The sequence below is a fragment of the Sphingosinithalassobacter tenebrarum genome, assembly GCF_011057975.1.
GTDB classification, from domain to species: domain Bacteria; phylum Pseudomonadota; class Alphaproteobacteria; order Sphingomonadales; family Sphingomonadaceae; genus Sphingomonas; species Sphingomonas tenebrarum.
Map to the genome: position 1 here is coordinate 39,566 of NZ_CP049109.1, position 17,299 is coordinate 56,864.

A 17,299-nucleotide genomic window follows, 5' to 3' on the forward strand; every position below is an offset into this window, starting at 1 on the left:
TGACAATTTCTGATAATGACATTGACTCGCAATAGCGCCCCTCTTACTGCGCCGCGACCAATCCAAGGGGGATAGAATGATTGCTTCGCGCCTGCTGCGTTCCGCCAGCGCTACCACCGTCATCGCGCTTGCCGCCGCAAGCGGCAGCGCCTTTGCGCAGGAAGCGCCAGGCGATCCAGTCGAAGGCGAAGCGATCATCGTGAAGGGCGAAAAGGTCGACCGCAGCATCCAGGAAACGACGACCAGCGTTTCGGTGACCACCGCCGAGCAGATCGCCGAGCAGAACATCGTTTCGGTGCAGGATATCTACAACCGCACGGCGAACATGTCGGAGACGTACGGTTCCTACGGCTTCACCATTCGCGGCATGAGCAACCGCGGCGTTTCGGGCGGCGGCAACGGCGCGCTCGCCACCGTCTATGTCGACGGCGCACCGATGCCGACCACGGTGCTCCACGCCGCGCCTTCGGACACCTGGGATGTCGAGCAGGTGGAAATCCTGCGCGGCCCGCAATCGACGCTGCAGGGGCTCAATGCCCTTGCCGGCACGGTGATGATCCGCACCCGCACGCCGGGCTTCGACTGGGATGCGCGCGCGCAGGTCCGCGCGGCCGAGGGCGACCGGTATCAGCTTTCGGCGGCGGGCGGCGGTCCGCTGATCGCCGATCAGCTCGCCTTTCGCGTATCGGCGGATTATCGCGACGAGCGCGGGTTCATCTACAATCCGACGCGCGACGCCTATGAGGATCAGCTCCAGCAGATCAATCTGCGCGGCAAGCTGCGCTGGACGCCGGAGGCGCTGCCGGGGTTCGAGGCGCAGCTTGGCTTCACTCATTTCGATCGCGAAGGCGGCTACTACTACGTCTATTCCGATCTGGGCACGCCCGATCCGTTCGAGGACCGGCTGAACTTCTCCAATGTCGACAACAAGATCGATTCGCAGGTCGATATCGCTACCGCCGAGCTGCGCTACGATATCTCGCCCGCGCTCTCGCTCACCAGCGTCACTTCGTGGAACGACGTGCACGAGGACGGGCTGTACGATGGCGAAGGCACCGCAGTCGACATGGGCTATGGCGCGCAGGATCGCGACTATACCACGCTCACCCAGGAACTGCGTCTCGGCTATGAGAATGACTGGCTGACCGGCCTGTTCGGCCTGTTCTATTATGATCGCGACCAGACCATCGCCACCGACAGCCGCACGCTGGTGCCCGTGCCCCAGCAGACCGGGATCGACCTGCTCGTGTCGCAGGGCGGGCTCGACGTCGCGACTGCGACCTATGTCGTCAGTCAGTATGTCGCGGCGATGCCCAACATCATCGTCGACTATGAAAGCAATTCGCCGAGCAACGTGCGGACAATGGCAGTGTTCGGCGACGTGCGAGTCGCGCTCACCGACCGGCTCTCGCTGATCGCCGGCTTCCGCTACGACCATGAGCGGCTGCGGATCGAAGTCAACCAGACGGCGACCAATGCCGGCACGCTGCCCGATCCGGCGGCATTCGGCCCGCTGGCGCCGGCAGTCGCCGGGCTCAACCAGGGCGTGCTCGGCCTTGTCGCGCAGGCGGCCAATTCGACTCCCGAAACCGAGCGCAGCTTCGATGCCTTCCTGCCCAAGGGCGGGCTTCGCTACGAATGGACCGACGATCTGAGCACGGCCTTCGTCGTCCAGCGCGGCTATCGCTCGGGCGGCACCAGCAGCAACACCGCGCGCTCGCTCGAAGTGCCCTACGATCCCGAATATACTTGGAATTACGAGCTGTCGATGCGCTCGCAATGGCTCGATGGGCGGCTCACGCTCAATGCCAATGCATTCTATGTCGACTGGACCGATCAGCAGATCAACGTGTTCTTCGGCCTCAACAGCTATGACTTCAACACCGTCAACGCCGGCAAGTCGCATGTCTATGGCTTCGAGGTCGAGACCAACCATTATGTGTCGCGCAATTTCGACTGGTATGCATCGGTCGGACACGTCGTCAGCGAATTCGACGAATTCAGCGTCAGCCAGGGCAGCACCCAGGACGATCTGACCGGATCGGAATTTCCCTATGCGCCGCGCTGGACCGTGGCCGGCGGCGTCAATGGCCGGTTCGGCCCGATCGTCGCCAATGTAAACGCCAGCTATCGCAGCGGCCTCTACAGCAGCGCCGGCGTCGACCAGGCGCAGGTCCGGCTCGATTCGCGCACGCTGGTCAACGCCAAGATCAGCTATGACGGGGGCGCCTGGACCGCCTATGTCTTCGCCGACAATCTGTTCGACGAGGAATATATCCAGTACGTCAACACCGTCTTCAACCAGGGCATTCTCGGCGAGCCACAGGTGTTCGGCGCGGGCCTGACGGTCGGCTTCTGATGGCCGACGCCACTCCGCTGGCGGCGCTGGCGCTGATCGCGGCGGGCGCCGGCGCGGCGTTGCTGCTGCGCCGCGCGTGGCGCCATCGCGGCGAGCGGCGATTCGTGGCATTGGGCTGGGCGGCAATCGCCGTCGCGCTGATCGTCCCGGCGCTGTTCCTGGGCAGCGCGCGCGGGCCCTTCATCGCCGAAACCATGATCTCGATCGGCGCACTGATCGTCGTCGCGCGCGGCGTTACGGTGCGCGAAAAGCGCGGCAATGGACGGCAGAGCCTGGCACCCGAACCGTCTGAACGTCCGTCGGCGGTATGGCGCGGGGTGCTGCGCTGGCTGCTCGCCGGGCCGGTCGGGATGATCGCGGCGATGGGCGTGGGCATCGCCTATGCCGTATGGGTGCCCGGCGCGCCGCAGACACGGCTGCTGGTCGCGGGCCTGATGATCCCGGTGCTGTGGGGCGGCGCGATCGCCTGGACGCTGGCCGACAATCGCATCCTGCGCGCAACCGCCGTCCTCGTCGGCGTGTCAGTTGTCACTTTCTCCGCAGCCGTTCTGAAGGGGTTTGCATGACCGCCACGTCGCAGCAACCGCGCAGAAAGAAGACTTACTGGCCGCGCATCCCCTCGGGTTTCGTCCGCGCGGTTCTGGCGGGGCACAGCGCGCTCGGCCTGGTCTTCGCCGCGCTGCTCTTCCTCGTCTGCCTGTCGGGCAGCCTGTCGGTCTTCGCGCGCGAGTTTCTGCGCTGGGAAAGCCCCAATGCGCCGGTCCTGCACCAGGTCGACGGCGCGGCGGTGCAAAATGCGATGGAACAGGTGATCGCGCGCAGCGAAGCCGCGCCCGAACATATCTTCGTCACGCTGCCCGCGCCCGAAATCCCGCGCCTGATCCTGACCACCGATATCGCCGGGGAGCATCGCAACTGGATCGCCGACGGCGAAGGCAATGTCGTGGCGGAGGGCAAGGATCCCTTCACCGAATTCCTCACTCATCTTCACATCAACCTGCATTTGCCGCGCAGCTGGGGCGAATTTCTGGTGGGACTGAGCGGCGTCGCGCTGCTTTCCCTGTTGATATCGGGCATTCTCGCCCATCCGCGCATCTTTCGCGACGCGTTCCATTTCCGGCGCGGCGGCGGATCGGTGCGGCTGCAGGAAGCCGATGTCCATAATCGCCTCGGCGTCTGGGCGATGCCGTTTCACATCCTGATCTCGCTCACCGGCGCGCTGCTCGGGCTGACGACGCTGATCGTCGGCGTTCTCGCGCTCGCACTGTTCCAGGGCGATGTGAACAAGGCCTATTCGCTGTTCCTTTCCCCGACCCCGGCCGACGATCCGCGTGCCGCGCCGCCGCCCGAACTGGTCGCCGCCTTCGCGACGCTGGAGCGCGAGGCGCCCGACGGACACCCGGTCTATATGCTGCTCGAACATCCGCTCGAACGCGGGCAGAGCGTGTCGATCAACACGCGCTATCCCAATCGCCTCGCGTCGGTCGACAGCTATGTGCTCGACGGCAGGGGCAAGGTGCTCGACCGCAATGTCCACGCCGAAACCACGGTCGGCGAAAAGCTGCTCAATTCGCTCGGCCCGCTGCATTTCGGCTGGTTCGGCGGGGGAATCGTCAAGGTCGCCTATTTCCTGCTCGGACTGGCGCTGACCGTGCTGACCGCGACCGGCATCACCATCTGGCTGGCGCGCCGCCGCGAAAAGGGGCGCCCGGCGCCGGGATGGGAGAAGATATGGACCGGATGGGTGTGGAGCCAGCCGCTCGCCATCGCGCTGGCGGGTCTGGCGACGCTGACCGGCAGCGGCGGGCATGTGCTGCCGCTGATTGTCTGGGGCGTCACGTCGCTGATCGTGCTCGGCGCCGCGATGGTGCTGCCCCCCGCTGTCACGGCGCGCGGCGCGCGGGTGTCTGCCGGGGCTACGATGATCCTGCTCGGGATCGGGCATCTGACGATCAACGCCATCCCCGGCGACGCGATTGCGGTGACGGTCGATCTCGTGCTGGTGGCGGGCGGGCTGGCGATGCTCGTGCCCGCGCTGCGCGCAGGGGCGGAACCGGCGGCGACCTAGCCGCGAAATGCCCAGCGCAGCGTGCCGGCGATGCCCCGCGCCGCGCCGCGGAACGCCGGTTGCGCGACTCGCGGCACACGCAGCCCGTGCATCTCGCGCGCCCAGGGCGGCAGCAGATCGACCGCCGCCTGCATCACCAGCGACTGGACGGGCGCGAGCGCCAGCTTCTGCGGCGGCTGACGCAGCACGAGCTTCGCGACTTCGGCGCTGCGCGCATCGGCTCGCAATTCGGGTCGATAGCGTTCGAGCAGCGCCTGGGCCTCCGCCCGCGTCGCCGGCACCGGATCGGCCCCCAGCGCATGCGCGACATAAGCGGTTTCGGCGAAATAGCGGTCCTGATCGGCGCGCGACATGCCCGGCTCGCCATAGCGGCGCCACGCCGCGAGAAAGCTCAGCGATTCGGCGGCATGAACCCAGGCGAGCAGATGCGGATCATCGGCGCGATAGGGGGTGCCGTCGGGCAGCGTCCCCTGAACCTGCGCGTGGATCGCCTTCACGCGCGCGATCGCCGCCTCGGCATCGTCGCGCTGCGCATAGGTGGTGAGCGCGATGAACCGCGCGGTGCGCCGCAACCGCCCGTGCATGTCCTCGCGGAAATTGGAAAAGTCCCACACGCCGGCCAGCGCGGCGGGATGGAGCATCTGGAGCAGCAGCGCCGAAACGCCGCCGATCATCATCCCCATCACATCGCCATGCACGCGCCACGCCACGCAATCGCGCGGCAGCAGCGCGTCGTCAGATCGGATGACGGGGGCATCGCCCCGGGCGGTATCGTGAAAAAACGAACGCACTTCGCCGATCATCGCCCGGCGCAATGCGTCGGCCGCGCTCATCCCAGCGCCGCCAGCTTTTCCTCGGCCATCCGGTCGAGTTCGGCGCGGCTCTTCTTCTCCGCCGCGGTCTTGAGCTGCCCGCAGGCGGCATCGATGTCGCGTCCGCGCGGCGTGCGCACCGGCGCCGAAATCCCCGCTTCGAAGACGATGTTGCTGAACGACCGGATACGATCGGGATCCGAACATTCGTACGGCGCACCGGGCCAGGGATTGAACGGGATGAGGTTTACCTTGGCAGGCAGCTTGTACTTGCGCAGCAGCCGGACGAGCTCGCGCGCATCGGCGTCGCTGTCATTCTTGTCCTTGAGCATGACGTACTCGAAGGTGATGCGCCGCGCATTGTTCGCGCCGGGATAATCGGCGCAGGCCTGCAGCACCTGCTCGATCCCGTATTTCCGGTTGATCGGCACGATCTCGTCGCGCACTTCCTTGGTCACGGCATGGAGCGAGACGGCGAGATTGACGCCGATTTCCTGCCCGCACCGCTCCATCTGCGGCACCACGCCCGAGGTGGAGAGGGTGATCCGCCGCTTGGAAAGCGCGAGTCCGTCGCCGTCCATGACGAGCTTCAGCGCATCGCGGACATTGTCGAAATTATACAGCGGCTCGCCCATCCCCATCATCACGATGTTGGTGAGCATCCGCCCCTCGGGCTGGCTCGGCCATTCGCCCAGCGAATCGCGCGCGAGCATTACCTGCCCGACGATTTCCCCGGCGGTGAGATTGCGGACGAGGCGCATCGTGCCGGTATGGCAGAAGCGGCAATTGAGCGTGCAGCCCACCTGGCTCGAAACGCACAAGGTCCCCCGATCGGCGTCGGGGATGAACACCATTTCATAGTCCTGCCCGTCGGGCGAGCGCAGCAGCCATTTGCGCGTCCCGTCCGTCGAAACCTGCGCCTCGACCACGTCGGGACGGCCAACGACGAAGCGCTCAGCGAGCCAGGGATGCTGCGCCTTGGCGATATCGGTCATCGCAGTGAAGTCGGTCGCGCCGCGATTATACATCCAGTGCCACAGCTGCTTGGCGCGCAGCTTCGCCTGCTTCGGCGTCATCCCGGCGGCCTCGAGCGCGGCGCGAATCTCCTCGCGCGGCAAGCCGATCAGGTCGACGCGCCCATCCGCGCGCGGCGCGGTGTCGCGCGGCACGGGCACGGGATCGATATGCCCGGGCATGGGCATGGAAAGCTGCTCGGTCTGCTGCATCGGCGCGATATAGGGGAAAATGCCCCGCGTTTCCACATCCCCGCCGCTCGCCCCGGCCGAAAACGCGCCCTCAAATAAAATTGTCATATGTTGCCTATCGGTGTATAACAATTTTATGCAGCAGGCCGATCTGCCCGAGGATTGGGAGCGCCAGCGCGCCTTTCTGGCGGTGCTTCGCGAAGGCAGCCTTTCGGCGGCGGCGCGCGCATTGGGGCTGGCACAGCCCACGGTGCGGCGGCGGATCGAGGAAATCGAAGCGCGGACCGGGGCGGTGTTGTTCGCGCGCTCCCCCTCCGGGCTGGAGCCCACTGAAACCGCACTGGCGCTTCGCGACCATGCCGAGGCGATGGAACGTTCCGCCGAATCCTTCCTGCGCGCGGCATCGGTGCCGCCCGGCGAAATTTCCGGCACGGTTCGGATCGCCGCCGATACGGTGATGGCAAGCGACGTGTTGCCCGCGCTTCTCGCGCCGCTGCTGCGCGCGCATGAGCGGCTGCGCGTCGCGATCCTGTCGTCCGGTCCCGACGGCGGCGCGGTACAGCGCGAAACCGATATTGCCATATGGCTCGACAAGCCCGAACAACCGATGCTGGTCACGCGGCGGATCGGATCGCTGGCGTTCGGCCTGTTCGCCCATGCCAGCTATCTGGAAGCACGCAGCCGCCCCAAATCGCTCGCCGCGCTCGACGGCCATGTCGTGATCGGCACGCTGCCCGATGCCCGGCCCGGCGATTCGGACGACGCCCCCCCGCTGCCGCGCGAACATCAGCGCCTGCTTTGCGACAGCCGTTCGGCGCAGCTTGGCGCGATCCGCGCGGGACTGGGCATCGGCCTGTGCCCGCTGCCGCTCGCCCGGCGCGATCCGAACCTGATCCGGCTGCTCGCGGATGCAGTCGCCTTCCAGCACGATGTCTGGCTGGCCTATCATGAGGATCTGCGGCCGCTCGCCCGCGTTCGCGCGGTGCATGACGCGCTGGCCGACGGATTGTCGGACTATCTGGGAAAGCCGCTGCAACGGCTCGCGCCGAGAAGCTGGCCTGGCGCCGACTGAGCCGCCGGATTCAGCGACAGCCGAGCGCCGCCGCGTCGATCGCTGTCGCGGCCCCGCCCAGCGCATAGACATCGGCGAATGCGCGGCCGTTTCGCGCGGTCGTCTCGACGCTCATGCTGCGCCCCCCGCGGATCGCCGAAACGATCGCGGCGTCGGTAGCGGTATCGGGCGCCCATGCGTCGCGCTCGCCCGCGATCAGCTCGAACCGGCGCTCGCCGATCGCCAGCGTCACTGCCGCCTTGGGATGTTTCTCTCGGCTGAGGCGAATATGGAGCTGGCCGCGAATATGCTCGCCCGGCCAGTCGGCGATACTGGCAAAGGGCCGCGGATCGCCGCGGCGGCTGCGGACCGGCTCAGCGATGGCGTAGCAGCGCCTGGGCGAAGCGTCGCGAAACGCGCCCCAGCTTTCGAACACGCCGAGCGATTCGCGCGGTGCGGCCGACTGGCCGGTATGCGCCGCGACCAGCGCGAGAACTGCAAGCCGCAGCATCATGCCGGCGCCGCCTGCCCGGCATCGGCGCGATGGACCACGGTTTCAACGCCGCGTTCGATCATCACCAGCGATCCCTGCGGCAGATCGGGCGCGATCGGGGCGTCAAATTGCGGCAGCATGTCGACCCCGGTCATCACGCCGCGCAGCACCCGGCTCGACATGCCGTGCATCAGCACCAGCCGGTCACCCGGATCGTCATCGGTATCGTCGAGCCAGCCCGAAACACGCGCGGCGATATCGTCATACCATTCCCCGCGCGGCGGCCTTTGCCGATACAGGCGATGTTCGGTATCGAGAATTTCGGCTCCCTCGGCCGCCAGATCGGCATAATAGCGTCCCGTCCAGTCGCCGAGCCCGATTTCGACAAGCCGGTCGTCGTGCCGCGCATCGTGCCAGTCGAGTTCAATATGTTCGGCGATCACCGCCAGCGTCTGCAGCGCGCGCCCCGCCGAAGAGGACCATTGAGTCAGCTTCGGCCGGGAGCCGAGCAAATCGCGCAGCGCTTTGCCCATCGCATCGGCCTGGGCAAAGCCCGCGCGGGTCAACGGGGTGTGCGCGATATCCCCCTGCATCCGCCGCGCGGCGTTGAACACGGTTTCCCCGTGGCGCGCGATGAAGTCGCGTCCCCTGCGCTGCGTGCGAGCCGTCATGGCTTCTCTTTCGCCTGTGCCACGGAAGGAACGCAATCTTCTTTTTTCCGCCGCTTTTCATTCATGCGCCGTCAATGTGTATTATCCCACCACCACACCCGGAGACGCAGCCGGACATGTGGCAGATTTGCAACGCTTTTCGTTGTTTATCTGGCGTTCATGAAACGCTGCGGCGCCACAAACGCTTAGCCAGTCCACCCGCGAGTTGATGCGGGTCAGTACAGTAACGCTTCAAGGAGTATCCAATGCGTACGCTCATGATCGCCACTGCCGCGCTTGCCGCGACCACGGCTCTTGCCACGCCGGCTGCGGCCCAGACCACGGACCCGACCTTCACCGGTCTGCGCGGTACCATTATCGGCGGTTACGACGGCATCCGTCCCGGCAGCACCGAGGATTCGGATGTCGATGGCGACGACCAGACGGTCGACGGTTTCGTTTACGGATTCGATGTCGGCTATGACATGAATCTCGGCGGCGCGGTGGTCGGCGTCGAGGCCGAACTCACCGATTCAACCGGCAAGGTCGAAGCCAATTCCGCCGACCCCAACTATTACGGCTATGGCGAAGTCGGCACCGGCCGCGACATCTATGTCGGCGCGCGCGTCGGCACGCTCGTCACGCCGCGCACGCTGGTCTACGCAAAGGGCGGCTACACCAACGGCCGTCTCAATGTGCTCGCCACCGACGGCACGACCGAGCTTGACGATCACTTCGATCTCGACGGCTGGCGCGTCGGCGCGGGCGTCGAACAGGCAATCGGCACCAACAGCTATGTGAAGCTCGAATATCGCTACAGCAACTACAGCGATGCCGACTTCACCTTCGATGACGGCACCACGACCGACACGTTCGAAGTCGATACCGACCGTCATCAGGTGATGGCCGGCGTCGGTTTCCGCTTCTGATCGAGGCGATTTGCACCAAATTGCTGTGCACGAAGGGCCGGAGCCGCTTGCTCCGGCCCTTTTTCGCGTTAGAGAAGATGAACGGCGTGCGTTAAGGCTGGCAGCGACGAACAGCCGGTGAATTGAATTTGGGGCGCGGCCCGGGGGTTATACGAATGAAGGCGACGATCGAACGCGCAACGCTGCTGAAGGGGCTTTCCCACGTCCAGTCGGTGGTGGAACGGCGCAACACGATACCGATCCTTTCCAACGTTCTGATCGAGGCGCAGGGTTCGGGCGTGATTCGCCTTATGGCGACCGATCTCGACCTGCAGATCGACGAAACGATTTCGGCGGCGGTCGATCAGCCCGGCGCGACCACCGTGTCGGCGCACACGCTGTTCGACATCGTCCGCAAGCTGCCCGAAGGCGCGCAGGTAGAGCTTTCCGCGAGCGAAGGCCGCATCCAGGTGACCGCGGGCCGCGCCAAGTTCACGCTGGCGACGCTGCCGCGCGACGATTTCCCGGTGATCGCCGAAGGCGAGCTGCCAACGACGTTCGAGCTTCCCGCCGAAACGCTCAAGCAGATCATCGACAAGACGCGCTTCGCGATCTCGACCGAAGAGACGCGCTATTATCTCAACGGCATCTTCCTGCACGTCGCCGACGAATCGACGCCGATGCTGCGCGCCGCCGCGACGGACGGCCACCGCCTGGCGCGCGTCACCGTGCCGCGTCCCGACGGCGCCGAATCGATGCCCGACGTGATCGTGCCGCGCAAATGCGTCGGCGAACTGCGCAAGCTGCTCGACGAAGTCGACGGGTCGGTCGGCGTGTCGCTCTCGGCAAGCAAGATCCGCTTCGATCTCGGCCAGGCGATCCTCACCTCGAAGCTGATCGACGGAACCTTCCCCGATTACACCCGCGTCATCCCGACCGGGAACGACAAGCTGCTCAAGCTCGATCCCAGGAGCCTGATGCAGGGCGTCGACCGCGTGTCGACCATCGCCACCGAAAAGACCCGCGCGGTGAAGATGGCGCTCGAACGCGACAAGGTGGTGCTGTCGGTCACCAGCCCCGAAAACGGCGCGGCGGCCGAGGAAGTCCCCGGCGAATATGCCGCGCCCGGGTTCGAGATCGGATTCAACAGCAAATATCTGATGGACATTCTCGGCCAGATCGAAGGCGATATGGTGGAAGTGCATCTCGCCGACGCGTCCGCGCCGACGCTGATCCGCGAAACCGACAAGTCGCCCGCGCTCTATGTGCTGATGCCCATGCGCGTGTGATCGCGCGGGCGGGGAGGCGCGGCTTGCGCGTGCCCGCCCCGGATGACTTCAGATCGCGTCGCCGCGTTCGAACCCGTCGCTTCCCTGGAACAGGGTTCCCGTGCCCTGGTTGCTGCGCAGCCCCTCAAGGTCGAAGCTGCGCACCGGCAGGTTGAACCGCGCCGGATCGGTCCAGCTCTTTTCGACCAGCGTCAGACGATACAGGTCTTCCGCGACGGTGCGGCCCCGCTCCGCACGGGCATAGCGCAACACCGTCCCTTCGGCGCTCAGCCGCGACACTGCCGCCGCCATCGGATCCTCGCGCCCGGCCTCGTCCTGCGGCACCGCGTCGGTCGGCGCGATCATCTTCGCGAACATCCGCCCGACCGGCGCCAGCGCCGCATCGCGCGACAGGACGATTTCGACAAAGCCGATATCGGCGCCGTCGCTCGGCCCGATCCAGTAGAGCGTGCCCGCATGGCCGGCGACAGTCTCCTCCCCCTGTTCGAGCACAGTGATCTCGGGCAGCGGATCGAGGTCGGAGGGTTTCATGTCGTATCGCATCATCATTTCGGCAAAGGCCCGCGCACGCGCCGCCATCCGTTCGTGCCGCACCGTCAGGAAGTCGTCGCGCCCCACGGCGGCGCTTTCGCTGACCATCTTGTTGCCTTCGCGATGCGTGTCGGGAAGGATCAGAAAATCGACGCCGCCGCGTTGCAGCAGCGCGCGCTTGCCCTGTTCCAGCTTCGCCGCGTCTCCTTTGGTGGCAAGATAGACGACCAGCCCGTCCTTCTGTCCGCCGCGATCATAATGGGCGATGGTCGCGGAAACCGCGCCGTCGCGATCAATGCCACAGCCGCACAGCGCGACCAGCCCCAGAACAACTGCAAATATCCGCATCACCTGCCCCCTAACAGATTGCAATTGATGCACTCCCGAGTTCGCCTTGCAAGCCGAAACCGCGCAGCCGTCGTAATTTTGCCGCTTCGATACTATAAGGGGTCTGGCAGACCCTGATGAAACACGTCGCGATCCCGACTCCGCCCGCACCGCCGGCGCCCAATCCCGGCGTCGCGCTGAAACGCGACTGGCGCACGGCCTTCGCCGCGCTGCGCCGCCTGCTTGCCGACGGCAATGATACCGCGCAGGTCTTTCGCATCATGCGCGCGCTCAATGCGGACGTGTCGCAGCGCAGCTATCGCCGCCTGCTCTCCTCCGCGCAGGGCGGACGGCTCGCCTATCGCCGGCTCGAACTGTCGCAGCGCCTGTGCGATCGCGACTGGATCGAGAGCCTGCCCGAAGGATCGGTCGGCGCGGCCTATCGCGAATTTCTGGACAGCACCGGCTATTCGGCCTCGGGCCTTGCCGAAATCAGCCAGGCCGAAAGCGCGTTCCAGAACGGCGATGTCGAACATCCCTATGCCTGGATGGGCCGCCGCGAACGCGACATTCACGATATCTGGCACGTGCTGACCGGCTACAAGGCCGACGAACATCTCGGCGAATTGTGCCTCGTCGCGTTCAGCTATGCGCAGACGCGCGGGCTCGGCTGGGGTTTCATCGCGCTTGGCGGCGGGCTCAAGAGCATCCGCACCACCCGGAGCCTCGCGGCGGCGCGCGCGATCGGCGAAGGCTATCGCCACGGCAAGGCCGCAAGCTGGCTGCATGCCGAGGATTATGAGGCGCTGCTCGCCGAACCGCTCGATGCCGCGCGCGAACGCCTCAACATCGCCGAGCCGGCCCGCTATCGCGCGGCGCAGGCACGGCTGGCGGAAGCGGGGATTTCGGCGCTCTGATCCCCGCCCCGCGCGCTTATCCCGCCGAAAGCCCGCGCCGCACCCCGACGATCCCCGAAGCAACCAGATAGACAAACAGCAGCAGCGTGATCGCCCCCCAGCTGGTCAGATCCGGCACCAGCGCCAGCTTGGCGAGCATCGCCCAGACAAACAGCAGCAGCTGCATCGCCCAGAAGGACGCGGCGCCCGCGCCGGCGATCACTGCGCGCGACAATTCGTCGGCCTCGCGCCACACTTTCCAGTTGAACCAGCTTTCGACCACCAGCAGCACGCCGATCGCCGCCGCGGCCGCCCAGCGCAGTTCGACGGCGACATCCATATGCGCCAGGATCACCGGCACCGGCAGCATGATGCCCGCCAGGATCAGCACGATCGCCTGCGCCGTGCCGCCTTTCAGATCGGCGGGCTCGACCGGTTCGTCCGGCTCCGCGCGATTGGGCATCAGCCGGGCGTAGCGCTCGGTGCTCGATGTCGCGTATAGCGCGAACAGGCCCATCAGCAGCAACCCGAGGGCAAGCCCCATCGACACCACTTCGTCGAGCGCCCAGTCCTGCTCTTTCATCAGGCTGATCCAGCCGAGCCGGGCAGCGCCGTAGCCCAGGCCGAATCCTCCGACCATGCCGATCACGAATCGCGTCGCCAGCCTGATATAGCCGCGTTTGCGCGAGTCATTCGGCATCGGCGGGTTCCCAGTCATCGAGGAAGATTGCATCGACAGCTACTCCGAAAATCTTGGCCATCCGCAATGCCAGCGGCAGGCTCGGGTCATATTTGTCGGTCTCGACCGCATTGATCGTCTGGCGCGAAACGCCCAGCTTCGCCGCGAGCGCCCCCTGGCTGAACCCATGTTCGGCACGCAGCAGTTTGAGCCGGTTCTTCACACGCATCCCTATCCAGAGGTCTTGACCTTATGACAAGAGCTCTGGACATTGTATACATGACAAAGCAATCAGAGAACGTTAAGCCCGCGACCGACAGGCCGGCGCTAGAGATCGAAATCACCGAGGAGATGATTGAGGCTGGGTTGGACTGGCTAGGACAAAATGAAGAGGTAAGCTCAGCGTATCTGGTAGAGGGAATTCTTCTGGCAGGTCTTGGTACTCTGGGTTTTCGGGATACCGAAAATGGTTATGCACGAGCGCAAAATACCGATTTGCAGCGTGCAGAAGCTTGGCTTCGTCAGCAAGGGATTCAGCAGAGATAGTTTGTATTTTTTGGCCTAGTCTTCCGCCCTTTGCCTGATACCCTCTCAACTTTGCAGCTCGGTTGCTGCCGGTTATATCACTGCTAAGGCCCGAGAAAGAGTGAACGTAGTGATTCCGTCTTCCGAGTAAGCGCTCAAACACTTTAACAGAGTGTGTAACGCTTTTTTGCTCGTCTCCGCTTAGGTATTCTAGCGCAAGTGTCTTCAGGGCATCCGTTTTAGTTCTGTTACCCATATGCGCAGTTGCGATAATTGCTCTGTGCTCTCCCCCGATTAGGACATTTAGCAAGTTTGTGAGGTTTTGCTCAGCAATATTCCAATTAAAAACGATCCTTCCGATCTCGCATAGGATTGGCTCCCACGCTTTCGGGGGCCATATTCCAGGTTCATAGTTGTCTCGCTCTCGTAGCCATTTGACAAATTCAGAGGTGCCCATGCTATCAGCCGATCTAGATGAAGACAAAGTACTCCGCCGCATGCTGAGCACGCCCCCAAAGCCGCATGATTCCGACAAGGAGTCAAGAAAGCGGCCTAGTCGTCATTCTTACGAGGATAACGAGGCTTCCGACCAAGCGCCGGATGCTTAGGCTGCGACTGGACCAATCCGCCGATAGGTAAGGCGCTTGCCAGCGATTCCGCGCAGGGCAATGTCGCGGCGCTGATCGTCATTCACACCGACGCCGGAGCGGTTGGTATAGCGGAAATCAAACTCCGCCAGATAGCGCTGCAAATGCTGCGATCCGCAGTGCTGATAGACGCCGCGCATCCCGCGCTTGAAGATGCCGAAAAAGCCTTCGATTGTGTTCGTGTGAACCGTGCGGTCTGCCTTGCGCACATATTCCCCGCGAGCGTGCGAAACGCTCTGGTGGCCGCCGGTGAAGGTCTTGCCGGGGATTTTGTAGAAACGCGCTTCGTCGGTGATAAGGCGGCTGTCCGGCGCGACGCGCTCGCTAAGGATCGCGCCTACGCTTTCCGCCGTGAAATTGCCGGTAAACACGATCGAAGTTGAGCGCCCGGTGGTGCGATCGACCAGCGCGATTACCTTGTTCATGTTGTGGATCGGTGTGCGCGACGTGCCGGGGACGCGACCGATATAGGTTTCGTCCACTTCCACGTCGCGACCACCGCCGCCCATCGGCGAATTATCGTCGCTCACCATCGCGTCGCGGATGCGGTGCGCCATGAACCACGCGGTTTTGTAGGTAACGCCAAGCATGCGGTGGAGCTGGTGCGCGCTCATACCCTTTTTGCTCGAAACCATAAGATGCGTCGCCAGAAGCCACTTGTTGAGCGGAACCTTGGAACGCTCGAACACCGTGCCAATCGTGACACTGAATTGCTCGCGACAGCCGTTGCACTGGATCACGCCAGCGCGAAGCTTGCCTTCGGGATGCGCCTTGCTCGGTCGCCCGCGCTGCGCCGGGAGCCGCTTCACATCGACCGATCCGCAATGCGGGCAAACCGGGCCTTCCGGCCAACGCAGCGCCTCAAGATGCTCGCGGGCTGCGTTTTCATCGGTGAAGTGCGGGGCGGTGATGTTCGTCATGCATCCTTCCTACTGCGGAAGGCCTGCTTTGTAAAGTATATAATGTCCAGAGCTCTTGTCATGATTCGGGCACGGGTGTCAAGAGTTCTGGACACATCGCACCCTCTGTCCCCTCGACTCGCTCTCCGCTAGGGAATGCCGATGGCCCTATCCCGCCTGGTCCTCACCGATTTCCGCAACCATGCCGATGCCGTCCTCGCGCCCGGCCCGGGCTTCGTGGTGCTGGCCGGAGAGAATGGCGCGGGGAAGACCAATGTGCTCGAGGCGGTGTCGCTCCTCGCACCCGGACGGGGGCTGCGCCGCGCGCCGCTTAGCGACATGGCGCGGCAGGGCGGATCGGGCGGGTTCGGCGTCGCCGCTACGCTCCCCGATGCGGAGATCGGCACCGGCACCGAGCCCGGCGCCCCCGACCGCCGCATCGTCCGCATCAATGGCGCCGGCGCGCCGGCATCGGCGCTGGCCGAGCGGCTGAGCGTGCTCTGGCTCACCCCCGCGATGGACCGGATCTTCGTCGAGGCCGCGGGCGAGCGGCGGCGCTTTCTCGATCGCCTCACGCTCGCGCTCGCGCCCGGCCACGGGACGCATGCCAGCCGCTACGAAGCCGCGATGCGTCAGCGCAACCGCATCCTGTCCGACGAAGCGCGCCCCGACCCGCAATGGCTCGCCGCGCTTGAGGCGCGCATGGCCGAGCATGGCGCCGCGCTCGACGCCGCCCGCCGCGACACCGTGGCGCGGCTCGGAGCTAGGCTCGCCGACCAGCCCGAAGGGCCCTTCGCGCGCGCCGGACTGGCGCTCGACGGGTGGCGGGGCGACGCGGAAGCGCTTGCCCGCGATCTCGCGCAGGGCCGCCCGCGCGACGCCGCCGCCGGGCGCACGCTCGCCGGCCCGCACCGCGCCGACCTTGCCGTCACCCATCTCGCCAAGGATCAGCCCGCCGGGCTCTGTTCGACCGGCGAGCAGAAGGCGCTGCTGCTCGGCATCGTGCTGGCCCATGCCGAGCTGGTCGCCGATCGCACCGGCCGCGCGCCGATATTGCTGCTCGACGAAGTCGCCGCGCATCTCGATCCGCTGCGCCGCGCCGCTTTGTTCGATCGGCTGGCGGGACGCGGGCAGGTGTGGATGACCGGCACCGAGCCCGAATTGTTCGAAGCCGTCCCCGGCGGGGCCACGCGCTACACCGTCGCGGGCGGCGCCATTTCGCAATAGCGCCGCCCGCGCGGCGTTCATGCCGCGACCGGAACTTCCAGCTCGGCGAGCAACTGCGCATAGGCACCGGCATCGAGGCAATCGCGCGCCACCACGTCGCGGACATGGGCGAATGCCTCGGCCGGCACGGCCTGCCGCAGAAAGCCGAGAAAGCCCGCGCGCTCGGCCGGGGTCATTCCGGGCAGCATGATCGCGTGATAGTCGAGCATCCGGTCGGGCGCGATCGATCCCACCACGCGCCCTTCCATCGCCATCAGCGCGGCATCGTCCTGCGCCGCCTGCAGTATCGGCAGCGCGACCAGTTCCTCGCGCGCCATATGCGCCAGATCGTCGGCGAAATAGACGCTGAACCGCAGATAGAGCGCATGCCCCGCCGCGCAGCGCGTATCGGGCAGATCGGCCGCTTCCACCGCCGCGATCATCGCGTCGAGCTCGGCGAACGTGACGCCATGCTCGCCATGATCATGTTCGAGCGTCGCGGTCAGCACGTCGTCGCAGTCGCGCAGCACCGGATGGAATTCGGTATCCTCATGCGCGAGATGCTCGCGCCCCAGCGCAAGATGCAGCCGCAGCGCCGCCAGCGTCCTGCCGCTCGCGCCCGCGTCGCGCCAGTCGGTGCTGCCCAGCGCGATCAGCATCCGCGCGCCGCTCAGCCGCAATCCCTTGTGAATCGGTCCATAGATATCGTGACGCATATTATCTCTCCCTCGGGTCCGGCAGTCGCGCCGTCCCG

Annotated in this window: 18 protein-coding genes; 9 read left to right on the forward strand and 9 right to left on the reverse strand. The window is 65.4% G+C overall.

What is annotated here, in order from left to right:
- Positions 1-76 precede the first annotated feature (76 nt).
- From G5C33_RS00225 to G5C33_RS00235, 3 genes are read left to right on the forward strand one after another with little or no spacing between them, the layout of a single operon-like run.
- Positions 77-2,359, forward strand: coding sequence for a TonB-dependent receptor (locus G5C33_RS00225; RefSeq protein WP_206518601.1), 2,283 nt, complete (start codon positions 77-79; stop codon positions 2,357-2,359).
- The gene (locus G5C33_RS00230; RefSeq protein ID WP_165325374.1) at positions 2,359-2,925 is read left to right on the forward strand and encodes a hypothetical protein; all 567 of its coding nucleotides are present in this window, start codon (positions 2,359-2,361) and stop codon (positions 2,923-2,925) included. The genes G5C33_RS00225 and G5C33_RS00230 overlap by 1 nt, the downstream gene beginning before the upstream one ends.
- Positions 2,922-4,427: a PepSY-associated TM helix domain-containing protein gene (locus G5C33_RS00235; protein ID WP_165325375.1), complete on the forward strand. Its 1,506-nt coding sequence runs from the start codon at positions 2,922-2,924 to the stop codon at positions 4,425-4,427. The genes G5C33_RS00230 and G5C33_RS00235 overlap by 4 nt, the downstream gene beginning before the upstream one ends.
- On the opposite strand, the gene G5C33_RS00240 is transcribed toward G5C33_RS00235, so the two are convergent.
- Positions 4,424-5,260: an oxygenase MpaB family protein gene (locus G5C33_RS00240; protein ID WP_165325376.1), complete on the reverse strand. Its 837-nt coding sequence runs from the start codon at positions 5,258-5,260 to the stop codon at positions 4,424-4,426. The genes G5C33_RS00235 and G5C33_RS00240 overlap by 4 nt on opposite strands.
- The gene (gene rlmN / locus G5C33_RS00245; protein WP_407698086.1) at positions 5,257-6,441 is read right to left on the reverse strand and encodes a 23S rRNA (adenine(2503)-C(2))-methyltransferase RlmN; all 1,185 of its coding nucleotides are present in this window, start codon (positions 6,439-6,441) and stop codon (positions 5,257-5,259) included. Before rlmN ends, G5C33_RS00240 begins: the two co-directional genes overlap by 4 nt.
- A 124-nt stretch (positions 6,442-6,565) precedes the next feature.
- On the opposite strand from rlmN, the gene G5C33_RS00250 reads away from it, so the two are divergent.
- Positions 6,566-7,516 carry a LysR family transcriptional regulator gene (locus G5C33_RS00250; RefSeq protein ID WP_228275139.1) on the forward strand — a complete coding sequence of 317 codons (951 nt, stop codon included), beginning with the start codon at positions 6,566-6,568 and terminating at the stop codon, positions 7,514-7,516.
- A 10-nt stretch (positions 7,517-7,526) separates the two neighbouring features.
- Here G5C33_RS00250 and G5C33_RS00255 read toward each other — a convergent pair whose 3' ends face one another.
- Complete coding sequence (locus G5C33_RS00255; protein WP_165328617.1) at positions 7,527-8,006, reverse strand: hypothetical protein; 480 nt, start codon at positions 8,004-8,006, stop codon at positions 7,527-7,529.
- Positions 8,006-8,659, reverse strand: coding sequence for a histidine phosphatase family protein (locus tag G5C33_RS00260; RefSeq protein WP_165325377.1), 654 nt, complete (start codon positions 8,657-8,659; stop codon positions 8,006-8,008). The genes G5C33_RS00255 and G5C33_RS00260 overlap by 1 nt, the downstream gene beginning before the upstream one ends.
- Before the next feature lie 245 nt (positions 8,660-8,904).
- On the opposite strand from G5C33_RS00260, the gene G5C33_RS00265 reads away from it, so the two are divergent.
- Both G5C33_RS00265 and dnaN read left to right on the forward strand, forming a co-directional pair.
- Positions 8,905-9,567: an outer membrane protein gene (locus G5C33_RS00265; RefSeq protein WP_165325378.1), complete on the forward strand. Its 663-nt coding sequence runs from the start codon at positions 8,905-8,907 to the stop codon at positions 9,565-9,567.
- 155 nt (positions 9,568-9,722) lie between these two features.
- Entirely contained in the window at positions 9,723-10,835 is a 1,113-nt protein-coding gene (dnaN, locus tag G5C33_RS00270) for a DNA polymerase III subunit beta (RefSeq protein WP_165325379.1), read from the forward strand.
- A gap of 48 nt (positions 10,836-10,883) precedes the next feature.
- Here dnaN and G5C33_RS00275 read toward each other — a convergent pair whose 3' ends face one another.
- On the reverse strand, positions 10,884-11,714 hold the full coding sequence (locus G5C33_RS00275) for a hypothetical protein (protein WP_165325380.1): 831 nt from the start codon (positions 11,712-11,714) through the stop codon (positions 10,884-10,886).
- Positions 11,715-11,830: 116 nt separating this feature from the next.
- Here G5C33_RS00275 and G5C33_RS00280 point away from each other — a divergent pair, with 116 nt between their 5' ends.
- Complete coding sequence (locus tag G5C33_RS00280) at positions 11,831-12,610, forward strand: Coq4 family protein (RefSeq protein ID WP_165325381.1); 780 nt, start codon at positions 11,831-11,833, stop codon at positions 12,608-12,610.
- A 16-nt stretch (positions 12,611-12,626) separates the two neighbouring features.
- On the opposite strand, the gene G5C33_RS00285 is transcribed toward G5C33_RS00280, so the two are convergent.
- Together G5C33_RS00285 and G5C33_RS00290 are read right to left on the reverse strand one after the other, a co-directional pair.
- Positions 12,627-13,289, reverse strand: coding sequence for a hypothetical protein (locus tag G5C33_RS00285; RefSeq protein ID WP_165325382.1), 663 nt, complete (start codon positions 13,287-13,289; stop codon positions 12,627-12,629).
- Positions 13,279-13,491 (reverse strand): helix-turn-helix transcriptional regulator, encoded by a 213-nt coding sequence (locus tag G5C33_RS00290; RefSeq protein ID WP_165328618.1) that lies wholly within the window; start codon positions 13,489-13,491, stop codon positions 13,279-13,281. The genes G5C33_RS00285 and G5C33_RS00290 overlap by 11 nt, the downstream gene beginning before the upstream one ends.
- 56 nt (positions 13,492-13,547) lie before the next feature.
- On the opposite strand from G5C33_RS00290, the gene G5C33_RS00295 reads away from it, so the two are divergent.
- Entirely contained in the window at positions 13,548-13,814 is a 267-nt protein-coding gene (locus G5C33_RS00295; protein ID WP_165325383.1) for a hypothetical protein, read from the forward strand.
- 583 nt (positions 13,815-14,397) lie between these two features.
- Here the strand turns inward: G5C33_RS00295 and G5C33_RS00300 are convergent.
- Positions 14,398-15,360, reverse strand: coding sequence for an IS1595 family transposase (locus tag G5C33_RS00300; protein ID WP_165325384.1), 963 nt, complete (start codon positions 15,358-15,360; stop codon positions 14,398-14,400).
- A gap of 141 nt (positions 15,361-15,501) precedes the next feature.
- Between G5C33_RS00300 and recF the strand changes: the two genes are divergently transcribed.
- Positions 15,502-16,566, forward strand: a complete 1,065-nt coding sequence (gene recF, locus G5C33_RS00305; RefSeq protein WP_165325385.1) for a DNA replication/repair protein RecF — start codon at positions 15,502-15,504, stop codon at positions 16,564-16,566.
- A 17-nt stretch (positions 16,567-16,583) separates the two neighbouring features.
- Here the strand turns inward: recF and G5C33_RS00310 are convergent, their stop codons facing one another.
- The gene (locus G5C33_RS00310; RefSeq protein ID WP_165325386.1) at positions 16,584-17,261 is read right to left on the reverse strand and encodes a hemerythrin domain-containing protein; all 678 of its coding nucleotides are present in this window, start codon (positions 17,259-17,261) and stop codon (positions 16,584-16,586) included.
- Between the last annotated feature and the right edge of the window lie 38 nt (positions 17,262-17,299).